This window comes from Priestia filamentosa (assembly GCF_900177535.1).
Taxonomy (GTDB): domain Bacteria; phylum Bacillota; class Bacilli; order Bacillales; family Bacillaceae_H; genus Bacillus_I; species Bacillus_I filamentosa.
In genome coordinates this window covers 1-17,587 of record NZ_FXAJ01000012.1, presented here as the reverse complement: position 1 = coordinate 17,587, position 17,587 = coordinate 1, and the positions used below count along the sequence as shown (strand labels likewise).

Annotated in this window: 12 protein-coding genes; 5 read left to right on the top strand and 7 right to left on the bottom strand. The window is 36.0% G+C overall.

The window, feature by feature from the left end:
• Positions 1 to 5: 5 nt before the first annotated feature.
• On the top strand, positions 6 to 338 hold the full coding sequence (locus B9N79_RS23505; RefSeq protein ID WP_240516721.1) for a hypothetical protein: 333 nt from the start codon (positions 6 to 8) through the stop codon (positions 336 to 338).
• A gap of 344 nt (positions 339 to 682) precedes the next feature.
• On the opposite strand, the gene B9N79_RS23500 is transcribed toward B9N79_RS23505, so the two are convergent.
• Positions 683 to 2,104, bottom strand: a complete 1,422-nt coding sequence (locus B9N79_RS23500; protein WP_085119169.1) for a purple acid phosphatase family protein — start codon at positions 2,102 to 2,104, stop codon at positions 683 to 685.
• 720 nt (positions 2,105 to 2,824) lie between these two features.
• A complete protein-coding gene (locus B9N79_RS23495) occupies positions 2,825 to 3,553 on the bottom strand; it encodes a Fic family protein (protein WP_040057315.1) in 729 nt (242 codons plus the stop codon).
• 453 nt (positions 3,554 to 4,006) lie between these two features.
• On the opposite strand from B9N79_RS23495, the gene B9N79_RS23490 reads away from it, so the two are divergent.
• Positions 4,007 to 5,464, top strand: a complete 1,458-nt coding sequence (locus B9N79_RS23490) for an alkaline phosphatase (protein WP_085119166.1) — start codon at positions 4,007 to 4,009, stop codon at positions 5,462 to 5,464.
• Positions 5,465 to 5,639: 175 nt separating this feature from the next.
• Here B9N79_RS23490 and B9N79_RS23485 read toward each other — a convergent pair whose 3' ends face one another.
• Together B9N79_RS23485 and B9N79_RS23480 are read right to left on the bottom strand one after the other, a co-directional pair.
• Positions 5,640 to 6,965 carry an MFS transporter gene (locus B9N79_RS23485; protein WP_040057317.1) on the bottom strand — a complete coding sequence of 442 codons (1,326 nt, stop codon included), beginning with the start codon at positions 6,963 to 6,965 and terminating at the stop codon, positions 5,640 to 5,642.
• A gap of 117 nt (positions 6,966 to 7,082) precedes the next feature.
• Entirely contained in the window at positions 7,083 to 8,471 is a 1,389-nt protein-coding gene (locus tag B9N79_RS23480) for an aminotransferase-like domain-containing protein (RefSeq protein WP_085119163.1), read from the bottom strand.
• 661 nt (positions 8,472 to 9,132) lie between these two features.
• Here B9N79_RS23480 and B9N79_RS23475 point away from each other — a divergent pair.
• Positions 9,133 to 10,788 carry a M14 family metallopeptidase gene (locus tag B9N79_RS23475; protein WP_085119160.1) on the top strand — a complete coding sequence of 552 codons (1,656 nt, stop codon included), beginning with the start codon at positions 9,133 to 9,135 and terminating at the stop codon, positions 10,786 to 10,788.
• A gap of 416 nt (positions 10,789 to 11,204) precedes the next feature.
• Here B9N79_RS23475 and B9N79_RS23470 read toward each other — a convergent pair whose 3' ends face one another.
• Both B9N79_RS23470 and B9N79_RS23465 read right to left on the bottom strand, forming a co-directional pair.
• Positions 11,205 to 11,441, bottom strand: a complete 237-nt coding sequence (locus B9N79_RS23470; protein ID WP_085119158.1) for a DUF378 domain-containing protein — start codon at positions 11,439 to 11,441, stop codon at positions 11,205 to 11,207.
• 345 nt (positions 11,442 to 11,786) lie between these two features.
• Entirely contained in the window at positions 11,787 to 12,101 is a 315-nt protein-coding gene (locus B9N79_RS23465) for a hypothetical protein (RefSeq protein WP_205635676.1), read from the bottom strand.
• Positions 12,102 to 12,873: 772 nt separating this feature from the next.
• Here B9N79_RS23465 and B9N79_RS23455 point away from each other — a divergent pair.
• Together B9N79_RS23455 and B9N79_RS23450 are read left to right on the top strand one after the other, a co-directional pair.
• The gene (locus B9N79_RS23455) at positions 12,874 to 13,158 is read left to right on the top strand and encodes a DUF3219 family protein (protein WP_085119155.1); all 285 of its coding nucleotides are present in this window, start codon (positions 12,874 to 12,876) and stop codon (positions 13,156 to 13,158) included.
• An 18-nt stretch (positions 13,159 to 13,176) separates the two neighbouring features.
• Positions 13,177 to 14,193 carry an LLM class flavin-dependent oxidoreductase gene (locus B9N79_RS23450; protein WP_085119153.1) on the top strand — a complete coding sequence of 339 codons (1,017 nt, stop codon included), beginning with the start codon at positions 13,177 to 13,179 and terminating at the stop codon, positions 14,191 to 14,193.
• A gap of 544 nt (positions 14,194 to 14,737) precedes the next feature.
• On the opposite strand, the gene B9N79_RS23445 is transcribed toward B9N79_RS23450, so the two are convergent.
• Positions 14,738 to 16,546 (bottom strand): reverse transcriptase/maturase family protein, encoded by a 1,809-nt coding sequence (locus B9N79_RS23445; RefSeq protein ID WP_048896809.1) that lies wholly within the window; start codon positions 16,544 to 16,546, stop codon positions 14,738 to 14,740.
• Positions 16,547 to 17,587 lie beyond the last annotated feature (1,041 nt).

The window sequence follows — 17,587 nt, the reverse complement described above, 5'->3', positions numbered from 1 at the left end:
CACAAATGGCACAAATTATCCTGTGGCTTCTCCTTGTTGGACCTTGGTTTCTATTACCTTTGTTTAATAAAGAACGTATTAAACGATTTATGCCTGTAGGGCTGTTTGCTGCGCTTGTCCTTACAGTGGTTTTTCAAATAGCAGAAAAGTTAGACTGGTGGATTATCAAAGAGAATATCTTTTTCCTAACCAATATAACACCTTTCGTGTATGGTGCTTTTCTTGTAGGAACAGTAATTATTTTCTATCTTTCTTATCCAAGTTTTATCTTTTATATGGTCCTTAATCTACTATTCGATTTATTTCAAGCATTTGTTGTTCATCCTATCTTTGAATAGACTGAAATTTATAAAGTAAACCACATTAATTCAATTGGACTTTTCTTTTTAATGATTTCTATAGCTATCCTTATCTACCTTTATCAAAAATGGCAAGATGAAGCATTTAAAGATGAAGTAAGATGAAAAAATAGAGACAATATAAGTTACCTTATTAGTTATTTATAAAAAAAGGCTAGGAACTGCTCTATTATGTAGCTTATTTATTTCACTAACTTGTCCTTTTAGTTAAAGAAAAAAATCCTGTAATCACAGGATTTTAATCAAACTTTTTTATAAAATTACGCTTATATTTCCTATAATCAACATTACGGTAACTGAATTTGTATACTTTTAAAAAGATGTTATTTCTTAATTATACCAAACTTATCAATAATATAAGGTTCTGCATTATTCTTGTTTTGATCAATCTCGTAAGTTACGGCGGTCAGTTTATCTTTATTAATGGTAATACCGACAAAGTTTTGAATTTGGCCGCGTACTGGACGTCTATTATCGCTTGGATCTGGTCCATAAATCGCTGCATGATTTTCATCGGCTACTTCAAAAAGATTATAGTAAGCTTTTCCAAGTACAGGATCTTGATTTTTATAATATACTTTTGGTCCAGCTGTCGCAGGGATTAAATAAATCGTGCCATCCGGATTAACGGTATATTCAACAGTTTGTCCTTTTTTAGTTTCTGTAATTTTTTCTGTTACTGAAGCTACACCATCACTCTTTATTGGTTTCGTACGTGCATAGATATGATCATGCCCTTGAAGGACAAAGTCAATGTCAAGCTCCGCCATGAGGGGTGCTACCTGATTTCTAACCCCGTTCGGACCCATGATATCATCATCTGTTGCATGGTTCGAAGTCGTATATGGGCCTTTATGAATGTTAACAATAACCCACTTAGCGCCATTAGCTTTGGCTGCTTTTACATCTTCCTTCAACCATTCAATTTGTTCTTCTGAAAAGTTAGCATGTTGCTCAGAATCCTCGTTGCTATTAAGGACAACAAAGTGAGCGTTACTGTAATCGTAAGAATAATAAGCACCTGTTTCGGTAGCGGAGTTTTCAGGCACATCCAGATTAAAGTGGTCGATAAAAGCATAATTTTCATCCTCGTGATTCCCTGCAGAAGGAGCAACCGTTATATTTAGTAAGCTTTCCTGAGAGTGACCTAGAAGCCAATCCCATTGTTCCTCTTTGACTCCATCGTCAACTACGTCGCCATTGTGCATCATGAATTCAGCGTTAGGGACAGTATCTAAAGCCTTTGAAATGGTTTGAGACGAAAGGAACGCTTCATCTTCTGTTTTAGCTTGAGTATCGGCCAAATCAATAAATGTAAAAGCACCTTTTTTAGGAGCTGTGGTAAAAGAACCTACTTCACTCCATTTATTTAAGGATGCATCTCCAACACGGTAATAGTATTCAGTATCTTCCTTAAGTCCAGTTGCTACTGCTTTATGTACATACTCTTCTTGAGAATTTGTAGATAGGGTTGAGCTGCCTGAAAAAAGTAAAGATTTCTTCTTGAAATCAGGCCTCTTTGCACCTGTCTTTTTCACAACCTGTAAATCACTGTTCTTGGAATCAAGTGAAGTGTACCAAGTGAAGCCTTTAGAATGGGTAGAGTCGCCATGAAATGTTACAGTTACCTTACTAATATTAGTAGAATTTGAATCACCTGCTGCAAAAGAAACCGTATTGCCAAACCCACCCACAATGCTTAGAGTTAAGGCAACTGAAATCAATTTTCTTGCACCTTTTTTCACGTACTTTTCCTCCTCATATATGTATGATTACCATCTCTTCAGACAGCAAGTTAAATGTAACAAAACTCTATGTATAGATTATAAATTTTATATTTTAATTTAGTTAAAGTAGTGTTAATACTTCAAAGACGAAATTTACAGTTCTGGTGCAAAAAACGACCGTGAAAATATTACTATGTAAAAAGAAAAAGCACAAACTCGTTGGCAATCAACAAATTTGCGCTTTTTACTATCTCTCACATATTTTATGTAAACTAATTTAATTCTAAATTCCTTTTAATAAAAAAGAAGCCTTTGCTCAGTAATAGCAAAGGGTTTTTTATATATACGAAAAGGGGAGAATACTTTATCAGTTTAACCAGTTTTTAGGATTACTATACATATAAAGTTTATTAACCGGGTTTAGGTAAAAGTACGACAAGGAGCCTTATGGTAGGTGCGGGGATGTTTTCCTTTCGGAAAGCAAGTACCACACCAAATAAAAAGCTTTCTTTTTGTGTGAAAGAGAAATAAATTAGCAACAAGGGGATTGCTGGAAGATGTAGAGTGCATTTCCACAAGCATATAATAGTTGTTGCAAAGAAAATAAACAAATATAGACTCAAATTTTGCATTTATCTTTTGATGTGTTTACGACACTAAATACAAAATTCGAGTCCTATAATCAACATTAGTGAACAGGATTATACAGTTATAAAAAGAAAAAAGACCTTAATGATCTTAAGACAGAGCACTTAAATAAAGATTTAATGAATCTTCTACTTCTTTTACAATTAACTGAATGAAATCATGATAATTTTTTGTTGTATGAGATTTATCTAATGCTTCATAATAAGCTAATCGATTTTCTACTTTAATAACCACTGCAGGAAAACCAGCTTTCATCAATTCTAAATTTAAGAGAAGGCGAGATGTACGTCCATTGCCATCAATGAACGGATGGATTCCAACGAATATTGCATGTAGCATAGCTCCTCGCTCCACTGGATGTAACTTTTGTGCTTCATTCTCATACCAATTGATTAACTGTTCCATTTGTTCCTTGATTAAATAAGGCGCTGGTGGTGTATGTCTTGCGCCAGCAATAAACACTTGTTGATCACGATATACACCTGCGTATTCATCATCAATTCCTTTTAAAACTAGTCGATGGAGATTTTTTATTTGCCATTCTGTTAATGGCTCTCCTTTTTGCACAATTTCTTCAACGTATGCAATCGCATCTCGATGATTGATGACTTCCAAATGTTCTCGCATCGTTTTACCGCCGACAGTAATCCCTTCTAACACAACCTTTGTTTCATTTATTGTTAATGTGTTACCTTCAATAGCATTGGTATTATATGTCCATTCAAGCAATAGCTTTTCACGCAAACTTTTTAATGTATATTTAGGCAAAGGACGTAAGGTATCTAGCTTCACCTTTTTCCTATCTATTTGTTCAAACATTTAATTTCACCTCTATACCTCGGTCTATATTTCTTATTTCAATTTTACACTAACTATTAAGTAAAAACAGCTTACACTATTTTAATGATTAAGTAAAAATGGGGTGAGTGATTATAGAATAATTCATTTCGCTATATTGAGTTATGTGGATCCATTTGTAGCTATAAGTTCAGAACGAGAATATAGTCCTAGTTTATATAAAACATGGTCATGGAAGTAAAAAGGCTTATACCTATTCAGTCACAATAAGTTTTCGCTTTTTCTTTTACTTTAGACAACCTTTTTTGATCTTTATTCTTTAAAAAGTTTATTACCTTGAGTAAATCTTTGTGAATTGAAATAATAGTCTTACTTAACAATATCTTAACATTATATTTATACTAACTTTATACTTCTCCTTTACCTTTGAATTATTGGTGATATACATCTTAGAAGAAAAGGGAGAGATTTGTTGTGTTTAAGAAAGTTTTCACTAAAAAAGTTGTACCATTTGCTACTGTGACTACGATTGCACTTGGGAGTTTAATTGGAGTAACAGTCTATGATAAAGTAGAAGCAGAACAACAGCCTCAAGTACAAACAGCAAAACAAACTCAAAATGCCATGCATGCTGAAGCTGTAGAACAGATTAAGAAAGAAAACCCAGATATCAAAAATGTTATCTTTTTGATTGGAGATGGAATGGGCCCTTCTTATATGACAGCTCATCGATACATGACAGATAACCCTAAAACACCAGAACGTGAACTCACAACATTTGATGAACATTTTATTGGAGTACAAACGACTTATCCAGAAGATGATAAAGAAAATATTACAGACTCTGCAGCTGCTGCAACAGCTATGTCAGGTGGGGAAAAAACGTATAATAATGCGATTGCAGTAGATAATGATAAATCTGAAATTAAAACAGTCTTAGAGCAAGCTAAAGAGAATGGCATGTCAACAGGTCTAGTGGCTACATCAGAAATCACCCATGCAACTCCAGCATCGTTCGGTGCACACGATCACCATCGCGATAACATGAATGAGATTGCAAATGATTATTATGACGAAATGATTAATGGTGAACATAAAATAGATGTTTTGCTTGGTGGAGGAAAGAAAAACTTTATTCGGGATGATCGCGACCTAACACAAGAATTTGAGAAAGACGGCTATGGATACGTAACAAACAAAAAAGAGTTAGTAAAAAATAAAGATGAACAAGTTCTAGGTCTGTTTGCTGATGGTGGTCTAGATAAAGCAATCGACCGCAGTGCTAACACTCCTTCAGCCGAAGAAATGACGAAATCGGCTATCAAACGTTTAAATCAAAATGAGAATGGATTCTTTTTGATGGTGGAAGGAAGTCAGATTGATTGGGCAGGGCATGATAATGATGTGGTCGCTGCTATGAGTGAAATGGATGATTTTGAGAAAGCATTTAAGGCAGCGATTGACTTTGCGAAAAAGGACAAGCATACACTAGTGATTGCCACAGCTGACCATTCAACGGGTGGATTGTCATTAGGAACCAATGATGAGAGTGGCGAGGGAATCTATAATTGGTCAACAGCCCCAATTAAAGCAGCTAAGAAAACTCCTGACTTTATGGCTAAGCAGATTATAAACGGTGCAGATGTAGAAAAGACTTTAAAACAAAATATTAAACTAAAGTTAAAACCAGAAGAAATTGAATCTGTTAAGCAAGCTGCCCAAACAAATGACGAAACAAAGATTGATAATGCTATTGAGGATATTTTTAATAAGCGTTCCTACACAGGATGGACTACGTCAGGACATACTGGTGAGGAAGTAGATGTTTACGGATATGGCCCTGGAAAAGAGATGTTTTCAGGATTAATGGATAATACGGAACAAGCTGAAAACATCTTTTATATTTTAGAACAAATGAAACAAAATAAATAGTTGTTCTTTTTGAAAAAGACAAAGAGGCTAAATGGGAGCTTACGCTTTCATTCAGCCTCTTTGTCTTCATTCGATTCTCTATTTTCTTAAAATTATAGATTCCTGTATTAAAGAAATTTAAAAGGTATATCACATATAAAATTAGTTAAAGGGGAACTACATGAATTATTTCATATTAAAATCCTTGATCGACTTTGATTTTATTTTCCTTGGTACCCCCACGAGCCCATATAATAACGGGAATTAATAGTAAAGATAAAATACCTCCACTTAACGATAAAATGGCATAACTTGAATGAGCTACCACCATTCCAGATAAAGCCCCACCTAAAGCCCCTGCTAAAGCAATCAAAACATCTATAGTACCTTGCGTTTTCGCGCGTGTTGATGGTTCTGTGGCATCCACAATTTGAGCTGTTCCACTAATCAACCCTAAGTTCCACCCCAATCCAAGTAAAGAAAGAGCTACAACTAAGAGAACCATCGAATCACTCGGTGCCATAGCTGCTACTAGACCAGCTAAAAGAAGGGTAACGCCTGACGCAATTGTCATCGCTGTTCGCCCAATTTTATCAATTAAGATTCCTGTAAATAAGGAGGGAAGATACATAGAACCAATATGAAATCCAATGACAATGCCTACTTCACCTAAACCATGCCCATGATGCTTCATATGGACAGGTGTCATGGTCATGATCGCAACCATTACAATCTGAGTGAGGAACATAACTGTTGCCCCTACCGTCACTCCTCTGTGATTATTGATTGGTATAGAGGTCTTTGTACTCTTTTGCTTGTCAGCTTCTTGTTTCTTTTCTTCTATCGCTCTGGCTATGAGCAATGGATCTGGGCGAAGCAGGATATAAAAGACAAGCCCAGCTAAGATATAGGCAACGGCTGATAAAATGAATGGCCCTGCAAGTGCCGGCACATGGATAGATAATGCTAGTTTTCCCATTACTTCTGTTAAGTTAGGCCCTGCTACTGCTCCAAATGTGGTGAACACCATGGACATACTTACTGCAGTGGCTCGTTGCTTCGTATTTGCTAAATCGGTCCCTGCATAACGAGCTTGTAAATTAGTGGCTGTTCCTGCTCCATAAATGAGGAGAGAAAGAAACAAAAGAAAAACACTATTAAGAATGGTTGCGAGGATAACACCAATCGCTCCTATCCCCCCTAGAATAAAGCCTGTGGCAAGCCCTGCACGACGCCCTTTTCGTTGAGAAAGTCTTCCTACAAACCATGCAGCTCCCGCAGATCCTAATGTGAATAAAGCCGTTGGTACTCCTGCATAGGAATCCGTTCCAAGCATTTGTTGAGCAAGAATTGCTCCTACAGTGATTCCAGCAGCGAGTCCTGCACCTCCAAAGATTTGTGAAAGGCCTACTATAAGTAATGTCCGTTTGTATAACGTTTTTTGTTTTTCTGATGAATTAACGTAGTCTTGTAACCAAGTTGATTGGACCTCTAACGCTTTTACACGATCTTTTTTTACCATAATCTAACCTACCTTTCAGAAAACTATTTCTACTTTTTATAACCCTCCAACTAGATTTGAGTTATCATAACACGTACAAAAATGCCATACAATGTTATAATTGTATGGCGAACAATATTATGTACAATCGTTTAATAAACGTGTTAGGATCATCAATCCTTGTTCAAGCTCTTCAAGTGTTTTTGGTGCACAGACAGCAACCCTTACAGCCCTCTCTGGACAACTATTTCCTACTACAAAACGTTCAGCTGCATACACTTGCACCCCTTGCTGTGCAGCTAATATTTCAAATTCAGCACCTGTAATCTTTCCTGGTAATAGCAACCAATGAAAAATGCCTGTATCAGTACCTAAACACGTATAGTCCGCCAAATGCTGATTTACAACTTGATTTCTGCGAATGGTTTGTTCCCGATGTCTCTCAATTATAACTTCAAATTGATTCGATACAATAATACGTGCTGTCAGTTCTGCTAATAACGGGGAAACTGATATATTTAAATTATAAAGTGCCTTTGAGATTGTCTCCTTCAATCGACTCGGCACTGATACATAGGCTAGTCGTAACCCTGGTGCTATTGATTTCGATAAACTCGCAATATAGATAACCTGTTCTGGTGCATAGGATGCCACTGCTGGAAGTGATTTATCGTTATGTAGATGATACGTCGCATCTTCAATAATGAACTGATTATACTTTTGGGCAATTGCTGCAATTGCTTTTCGGTTCTCAACAGACATACAACAAGCAGTTGGATTATGATAATCAGGGATCAAGTAAATACCTTTAATATTCTCATTTTTACATGCATATTCAAAGGCAGTTGGACTCATTTCATAATTCTCTGATTTTATAGGTACTAATTGTACACTAAGCATCGCTGCAGCAGTTTTTAAACCCGGGTAGGTATGCTGATTAACGCCCATACGATCTCCTGGCTGACAAAGACTCGCCAGTGTGGCAGCAATGGCATTTTGCCCCCCATTTGCAAATAAAATGTGATCAACTGTTGTTTCAAATCCACCTCTTCGAATTAGCTTTACAGCTGCATCTTTTTGCCAAAGGCTATCACCCGGTCGACCATAACCAAACCATTTTTCATAATCTGTCTCCTGCAGCATATTTTTTAGTTGAAGTAGGAGTGGCTCGTATGAAGCATTATCTGGCAGTGTTGCGCCCATTTCAATTAAATGCTTAGGCTTTATATCTTCAAGTAAATATGCATTCGATAACGCATCATAAGATACAAATGTACCACTTCCAACAGTTGCACTTAATAAGCCCTTTAACTCACACACCTTAAATGCTTTTGAGATGGTACTCAAATTTAAATCTAAATAATCAGCCAGTTCTCGCTGTGGAGGAAGTTTTGTTCCAGGTAATAAAGCTCTGTTTATAATATCTTGTTCCAGCTGACCTGCGATTGCTTGATAAATAGGCTTTTTCGTTTTATCAATAGATGGCTTCCAGCTCATCGGATAGTTTTCAAAAGAATTAATTGGCATAATACGCATCCTTTTTCGTAAAATTTGATAATTGTCTTACTTATAAAACAATTATAATTTTTGTTTTACTTTTTGGCTATCAGGGAGTGCGGGAATTCATCTTTAAGTAAGATTACATCCTTAAATAGTACAATACACATAATAGAATTAAGATTTTGCAAAGTTAACATAATGTTGATTATCGTACGTGAAAAGCCGTTGAAAACCCTAATTTCAATAGCTTTTATTTCTTAACCTTTAATTTCTTATAAAAATGATCTTTAATCTTTTTCAAAGAAATAAGAATATGAGGTTGTTCGAAAGGAATGAAAACTTCCAACCCTTTCTAGTTCTCATCGAGAGAAAAGTAAAGTTTACTCCACTTTTTAATTACACACCCCTTAATCCCTTCTGGAATAACACCATGTTGTTTGGAACTTAAGTTATTTATATCTGAAATACTTGAATTTCTGAATCTTAATAGGGAATGACTTGCATAAATTAGGCATGTTTTTGTGAATTCAACTCGATATAATTTTTCTTCTAAAAATAGTATATGATTTAATTGTGACTGCCAGTAAAAAGGTTCAGGTTCCCTACCTTGAAGTTATTTTCTTAAACGGTATAATAATTTATACAATATTTAAAATTTTCAAAAAATATAATGAAGGGGATGAAAGTTATGAAAAAAAGTGTAAAACTGACAACCTTGCCGGCTATTTTATCACTCGGATTATTGCTATCGCCATTTGCGGTACAAGCTGATACGCCTTACTACAGAAAGATCTACAGTCAGCCCGAAAAAATTATAGGACTTTATCCAGAAGTAGTGCCAGCAGAAGCGACACCTGCATTTACGAAAGGCCAAGAAGCATTTACGACGCAAGAAGAAATGATGGCTTATGTACAAAAGCTCGCTAAAAAAAGTCCATATGTAAAACTTAAAACTATTGGTAAGTCACAAGAAGAAAGAGAAATTCCAGTGCTCTATTTTTCAAAAGATAAAAAGTTTGCGGATGGAAAAGCATCAAAAAAGCCAACCGTTTGGCTTCAAAGTCAAATTCACGGAAATGAACCGGCAAGTGGCGAATCTGTGTTAGCTGTAGCAACTCGTTTAACGGAAGACCTTGGAAAAGATGTACTGAGTAAGGTTAACATCGTTGTTGTCCCGCGCATTAATCCAGACGGATCATATGCGTTCAAACGTCAGCTTGCGAATAATTTAGATGGAAACCGCGACTACATAAAACTTGAAAGTCCAGAAGTACAAAGCTTGCGAAATGAATTTAATCGTTTTTCACCAGAAGTCGTCATTGACGCCCATGAATATACTCCTTACAGCAGCAGTTTTAAAAATATCGGGAAAGAAGGCGTCTGGAAGTATCATGATATTTTACTTCAATCCGGCCGAAACTTAAATATTCCGAAAAGCATTAGAGAAGTATCTGATGAGTTATTTGTGAACAGTACACTTCATGATATTAAAAAGCAAGGATACTCGGGCGAGGTATACTATACGTCCCAAGTCAACAAGCAAGGACAGCTTGAGATTGAGGAAGGCTCGGTTGAATCGAGGATCGGCCGAAATTCATTAGGATTGTATCCATCGTTTTCATTTTTAGTAGAAAGCCGTGGAATTGGCATTGGCCGTGAAGATTTTGGTCGACGAGTAGGGGCGCAAGTTGCGACGCAGGAAAAGCTGATTAAACAAACAGCTTTGCACGCCAAACAAATCAAATCGATTGTCGCCAAAGAAAAAGCAGCCCTTGTTCGAAAAGGAAAGAATGCCAATGACCACGATCTAATTGTGGTGAATAGTGAAAATAAGAAAATACCAAACTCCACTCTTGAAATGGTGGATGTTGAAAGTGCTTCTGTCAAAAATATTCCTGTGACATATTACAGTGCAAAAGAAGCTACGCCGTCCCTTGTCCGGGAACGTCCGACTGCTTATATTTTAAAACCAGGTTATGAGGGTCTAGCTGCAAAACTGAAAGGGCAAGGAGTAAAAGGATTCAAGTTATCCAAAGAAACAGCTCTTTCAGTAGAGGCTTATAACGTCAGCAGTCGTATTGAAAATGAAGCATATGAAAACAGACCAAATATAAAAGTACAAACAAGCCTAAACCAAAAAACAGTTTCGTTTCCAAAGGAAAGCTACGTCTTTTTAACGTCACAGCCTCAAAACAATTTATTATCTCTATCGCTTGAGCCTGAATCAGTAGACAGTTTTACGACGTTCGGGTATCTGCCTACTGAAATAGGACAAGAACTTGATGTCTATCGTTTTACACGTTCGATTGAGAAATCGCCATTGCAAAAAGAGTCTCATAAATAATGAAAAAGCGTGAGGCTTGGCTTCACGCTTTTTTTATTTTGTATAGTAATTAATGTTCAGTTTTTACTTTCAAATTCAGAAACCAAATATTGTATAGAACGGTGTTTAAAAGAAGTTGTAAAGCAAAACTATGTTTTAAGATTGATAGATACAAATTCAGTTGATATAAGACTCATTGTAGGACTCAAATTTTGTATTGAATGGGAAGTGTCCATGAATCAAAAGATAAATTATGCAAATTTAGTTTATATAAATCATGTTTAAGGTAGTAAAAAAGCACAAACCTGTTGATTGCCAACTAGTTTATGCTCTTTCTTTTCACATAGTTATATTTTTGCAGACTGGGATAGAAGCAATTATCATTCTAAAATAAAAATAGACCTAAAAATTAATTATTAGGTCTATTTATTAAGTGTCTAATAAGAAGTGTTTGGTTGTTGTGAACTCTTTGTAACCCTTTCGTTTGACTTGAAGAGCAAACCGATATTTATTAAACCAGCAATGGCGACTAAAACATAAACAATTCGAGCTAAGATTGCGTCACTCCCACCAAAAAGTGTAGCTACTAAATCAAATTGGAATAACCCTACTAATCCCCAGTTAATGGCACCGATAATGCTCAAGACAAGAGCTCCTTTTTGTAATCCCGTCATTTGAGTACCTCCTATTTTTATTATCTATAACTCCTTTAATGTACATATTTCCTTTTAAATAAAATATAAACATTTAAGTTAAATTATATCTCCTAGTAAGATGAGATAGGTATGGAGTAATTTGCTTCCATGGACCATCCCCATTCTATATTCTTTTTTGTTTTTATATTGTATAAGGTGTCTAAGTGCTAGTTAACATAAAATAGTAATAAAAGCTCAAACCTGTTGAATGCCAACAAGTTTGAGCTTTTTCTTTTCATTTTAAAACAGATTCTTTTTCAGCAGATGAGGGCTTGATTTTTATAAAAAAGGTTAATTCATTAAAAGATTATATGTTTGATGTTTTTACATCATATTATACAACCCATAATTCTCCATCGATTCCATATCTTCATCTTTTACAATGTTTTGAAATTGTGTATAGGCCATATAATCTATACATTCTTGTTCAGGGGGGACAATTATTTTTAATTCTTCTACCGTTCGTCTAAAGTACTCTTCAACTTCAAATATATTATATGGTTTTTGAAGCGAAGCTAAGATGTAAAGGGATGAAGATTCATAATCCTTCTCTAGCATGCAAAAGGGACAAGATAAATAATATTGTTCTACTGTTACGTTATTTTTGTAAATATCATAAAAGAGTTTCCTTGTATCCATAATTCATCTCTTTTCTAAATTCTTCTAAATTTCTTCTAGCTATATTACATTATATATATTCAATAAAGTCGTGAAAAAGCGAATAGTTATATATCATAAATATACTTAAGACCGCCTTATACACTAATGCATACTGCGCGGTCTTTGGTATGGGTATATTTATGATTTCAAAAAAGGTTCAAGGCTATAGGAAAAATAAAAAATTGAGGTTATCGGCTGAGGCTCTCATGCTGTTTTCGATGACTACGAATAAAAGAAGAAATCTTGCTGTAATAATATCGTTTCTGTTTTCCAAAAAAATCCATACGTCCTTATTCTCAATGATGTCATATGTTTCGTCTAATAGTTGATCGCGTTTTTTCGCAGGAAGTTTTAATCCAGGATATATCATCCTGCTTATATATCTCTCTTTTAAATCTCGTTGGATTAACTCTTTTTGATTTATGGTTAAAGTCGAAAACCTTTTATTCATTTTGATAAATTTTCCATTTATATATTTGTGATTTTTCATGAGGAAACGTTGATTTCCTCTCCTGATATTTGCTACCCTATCATCCAAGTGCTATCTTTTTTATAAGGCTTCTTTCGTAAAGATTGTTATTAAAATCCTGAGGCCGATTTGAACGTAGAAATAGTTATTTTTTCGTTAATATTAAATTTAATAAAAGCCTGTTTCACTAGTGTAAACAAGATCAATCACCTTTTTTCTCTTCATAAGCAACAAAGTTTGAGAAAAGAGCCTGTTATAAAAGAAAACAATGGAGACGATTCTATGGTAAAAGAAATAATATTGAATAATACTTTAATTAAAGTGCACAGTTTTGAAGAAAGAAAAGTGAATAATTCCACTGAGATTTCAGTTGGTTTTGAAGTCACGAGTGAGGCGTATCATGATATAGCAACGTTACTATGTCAAGGTACATTTGATGTGAAAGTACCTGAAAGAGCCTTATCATTTATAGGAACCATTAAGCAATATTCTACTTCAATTACAAATTTGTACGAAAAAGGGCAAGTTGGAGATTATTCATTAACTTTGCTTGAAGTGAAGAATTAAGAAAGTAGGGTAGGAGTGATGAAATTAAGTATTTTAGATCAGTCACCAATTTCTTCAGGTCAAACAGCTAAAGAAGCATTAAATGAATCAATGAAATTAGCTCAAGCTGGAGAAAATTTAGGGTATTCTCGCTATTGGATCGCCGAACACCATGATTTACCAGGACTTGCATGTTCAGCACCAGAAGTGATGTTAAGTTATATTGGAGCTAATACAAATAAAATACGTATTGGTTCAGGAGCCGTTTTGTTGCCTTATTATAAACCGTATAAAGTGGCAGAAGTTTATAATATGCTAGCTACATTGTTTCCTAATCGAATTGATATGGGTATTGGACGAGCTCCAGGTGGGTCGGCTGAAGCGACAAATGCATTATCTGATAACTTTTTGCAGCAGGTGTGGAACATGCCAAATTTAGTGAATAATCTTATTCATTTTTTAGATGATGATTTTCCGGAAGATCACGAGCACTCAAAAGTTACAGCTTCTCCACTCCCAGAAATTTCACCAGTACCTTATATTTTAGGTACCAGTAAAAAAAGTGCATTATTTGCAGCAGAAAATGGATTATCCTATGCTTTTGGACAGTTTATGAGCGACAATGATGGAGCATCTATTATTCAAAAATACAAGGATTCATTTACACCAAGAAAACGGGGGGACCGCCCTACGGTGATCTTAACTGTTTCAGTGATATGTGCAGAAACGAATGAACAGGCAGAAGAAATTTCCTTAAGTCCCCTTATTTGGTCCTTGTTGAAGGAAAAGGGAGAAGGTCACCTTGGCGTCCCTTCTATTCAAGAAGCAAAGCAATACGTGCTAAATCCAATAGAAAAAACAACCCTACATAAGATGAAACAGAACATGATAATCGGGAATCCTCATGTAGTGAAACAGAAATTGAACGAGCTACAAACTTTATATAAAATAGATGAAATCATGATTGTAACGATAACACACTCTCCGGAAGACCGAATTCAGTCCTATCAATTGATTGCAGAAGAAATACTAAAAAAGAGATATGACCTTAATTAAGTTATCAGGTGCTGATTCTTAATAAGTGCACCGATTTTAACAGTCTTTTTTTTCCACAATATCGGCTACTAAAATCATATTAGTTATTCAAGAAAAGGGCGCTTTAATGGAGTAACGAAAAAAGCCTAATTTCTCAATTTTAATACTGAGAAATTAGGCTTTTTAACAGCAGAATTTTCTTAACTTTTTAAATCTATATTTTCCTAACACTACCTCAAGTTGGATGTGCAAAATAACTCCTAAAGTGACGCTTAAGCTTAAAAATCCAAATTAAAAAAGTCGGCTTCTTATAAGTAATTCTACTTTTTCAGGTTGAAAATTACTTAGCGTATAATATTTGAGTTTTGTCGGTAAGGCTCCTATGTATTTCTAGTTAAGTCGGGTAAGCAGGGGGCATCACTGCCCCCAACTCCCCTAAGAACCGTACGTGAGGTTCGAGTAGGAGCCCAGCGAGCTACCATCGGTGGATGGCGCTTTTCCAAACCCCTCTCGCGGAACGAAACGTGAGAGTTTCCTACTCATTTCGCTCCCCAGTAGTTAACAGTTAGCCAATTTTCTTTCCATCATATGTCCCTGAATGTATGCTGATATGGCATTTTTCACAGACAGCCAATGTCTTTCTGTTCATAGCTATCATTCTCTTTACCCAGTTGGCTTGTTCTCTGCCTGTTTTTCTTAGGTCTTTTAGTTTTTTAACGTGGTGTATTTGAATTTTTTCGTGAGAACTGCAAAGTTCGCAAGTGTCATTTAATAATCTATCTATCAACTGACTTCTTGTATTGTAAATTTGCGTTGGTGTATCTTCAATCTTTGCACTCTTTTGAAATTTAATTTCAAATCCACCAAAGTAGGCTATTAGTGGTTTTTTCTTTTCTCTTTCAACGACTATCTGAATGACCTTAAGTTCTTTTGCCTTTTGTTTTCCTTTGCCCTTTATAAACCTAGTTGATTTGTATTTCTTGTACATCTTGTTAAGCTTAGACTTATACTTATTAGCGAATGTTTTCATCAAGGAGAGTTCCATCGTTCTTTTTACTTTGCCCATTCTGTGGACGTTATAAGCCATCATATAGTATTGAACAAAACCCCTAAACTCTGATTGATATTGACTGATAATATCATAGTCCGAATTGATGGTTCTTTCAGGCTTGTGAATGGGTTTACCCTTTTTCATATATTCTTTTTCTTTCAGGTTCATTACTTCTTGGGGCACTCTTAGTCCAATAGCTCCGTTAATGCTTCTTTGTCCTCGCTTATCTAGTTTGGTATCACTATGTAGTACATGGATATCATAGCCTAGGAATCTAGCGTATTGTGTTTTACCGTGAGTAATTAATGTCTTTTCTTTACTTAAATTCAGTTTCAGTTCATTCGTTAAGAAATCTGCGATTTCTTGCTTAATAGTTTCAGCTTCTTTTTTACTCCCTGAAAACCCCATTAACCAATCGTCAGCATAACGAATGTAGTAGAGCCTTCTAAAATTTTCATCGTGTGTATCTTTCGATGGAATTTTATGTGCTTCTTTCTTCAACTTTGCTACGACATCCCATTCCTTACGGTATGTATGCCTGCTGATTAGTTTTTGTAACTTTTTATATTCTGGGCTGGCATTACGTCTAGTTCCTTTTGTATACCGTGGGATAAGCTTGCTCTCAACGAATTTGTCTAGCCTATCCATATAGATATTTGCTAGTAATGGACTAAGCACGTTACCTTGAGGGCAACCACTTAGTGTCTGATTGTATTTCCAGTCTTCCATATAGCCGTTTTTCAATAGGTTTGTTAAAAGCCGTAGAAGACGGTTGTCTTTGACCTTTTCACCCAAGATATTAATTAAAATATCGTGGTCTATATTGTCAAAGCAGCCTTTAATATCTCCTTCGATGAACCATTTAACACTTTTCCAACCACCTTTAAATTTGATTTCTTCCAGGGCGGATTGGCAGCCACGGTTCGTGCGGAATCCGTGCGACCGATCGCTAAATTGTGGCTCATAATAAGCTCCTAAAATCAACTTAATTACTTCTTGTAATAACTTATCAGACCAAGAGGGAATACCTAAGGGACGTTTTTTATTGCTGTTTTTCTTGTTGATGTATTCTCTTCTAACGGGCGTCCATCGATATCGTTCCGATTGCAAACTCTCAATGATGTCATCAATTTTCCTAAGCGACATCCCATCAACTGTTTCTCCATCGGAACCTGCTGTCATTGCTCCATTATTTGCGTAAAGATTTTGATAAGCCATTAGGTAGAATTCCTTTTTGAATAAAAGTCGATAGACTCTTTCAATTGGAGTTCTATTTTTACCTTTTTTGCTAATGATACTTAAAACTTTTACGGCGTTCTGCATTTCGCATACCTCCAAGTTTTTGTTATCGTAACTACCTATTTTCCTTCCCCTAATCTTCCACTTACTTGGTCACCCGTTGGGTGGTACTGTCGATTCAACGGCACACATTACGGTCCGTCTGTGTAGAGTCCATTACAGCTCTACATTGGGTACTATGAAAATTCCGTAACCCTAGGAGTCTCCTCCCGTAGGCAATCTCGTGTTCTCCGTTATTAGAACGTTTAGCTCAACTTAGGTTCTCCATTCATTTCCTTACCTGAATTCATTATTCAGTGTCTCCTAACCTTGGATTTCTTCATGCGAAAGGCTTACATGAGTATGTTAGGGTAGAGAAGTTTAAACTGTGTATCCCTGATGTGAGTTTCCATCACTGGAAATTGGAGTTCAAGCAGTTTATCCTTAACCATATTGTGCAGAACTTGCCAAGCAATACCATAACAGTTTTCCGTGTATCCTTGGCGTTACTACTATGCTCTTGTCCCCTTAGTCTTTTCGACCTTAGGTGAGGTAGCTGTTCTCAAAGTATTTTCCAAGGACTTTGGTTCGATTATCGAACAATCCTAATAACGAATGACACGACGCACCCTTTCAACTCATACGGCTCAAGCCTCCCATTGCAGGTCCATTTGCTGTTGTATCTTCATCACACACCCTAATGGTAAGTAAAACGTACGCCGACGCTCCAAATGGAGGTATACATAACAGTACGTTTCTTTTGTCAAAAGATAGCCACAACCTTATGTGCCTACGAGAGACCAACGAGAAGTCAGCTCCCTTTCGGGTCTATCATGGGTTTGTCCATAAGGACGATAGTATCCATCCAGTTATACAGTTTCCTGCTTTCCTGTTCTCTTTCGAGATAACGGCATTCGCTTTCTCTCGTATCCTTTACCCTCTGTCACATCGTTTGACTTTACAGTCATCCTACTGCTTACGCAGATGACATAGGGCTTACCAAGTTTCGCATCTTATAGATACGACGAGGTTAGGTGGGTTCTTTACTCCGGGCAAGATGCGGGACGCGGCACAGTAGCATTATGA